The sequence below is a fragment of the Polaromonas sp. P1_G1 genome (assembly GCF_056405595.1).
The window spans coordinates 1-404 of the sequence record NZ_JBFUBU010000239.1 but is presented as its reverse complement, the minus strand read 5'-3'; the positions used below and the strand labels follow the sequence as shown (position 1 = coordinate 404).

The 404-nt window shown below is 61.6% G+C and carries 1 protein-coding gene; it reads left to right on the top strand.

Annotated features, from left to right (window positions below; all coding sequences use genetic code 11):
- Positions 1–404: molybdopterin-dependent oxidoreductase (locus AC1D1Y_RS26655; RefSeq protein WP_477684991.1), on the top strand; the 404-nt coding region annotated here is incomplete at both ends.

Genomic DNA, 404 nt, shown 5'->3' with positions numbered 1-404 from the left:
CCATAGCACCCTGGAAGAACTGCATTTGGCCGGTGCCTTGGTGCGCGGCCTGGGTAGCGACAGCATCGACTACCGCTTGCGCAATGCCGAGTTTGTGGCCACCGAAGGTGTGCGCTACCTGGGTACCAGCATCGCTTCTTTGTCACAGCTGCAGCGAGTTCTGGTTGTAGGTTCCAACCTCCGTAAAGACCATCCCCTGTTCGCCCAGCGCATTCGCCAAGCTACCAAAGTCGGTGGTGTGGTCAGCGCCATCACTTCCAGCACCCCTGACTGGGCGTTGCCCGTGACGCACAGCGTGCAAGTGCCTGCGTCTGCCTGGGTGCAATCCCTGGCCGACATTGCCACCGCCGTAGCTGCAGAGAAGGGCGTTTCAGCGCCCGCTTCCGGAACCGCCAGTGTTCAGG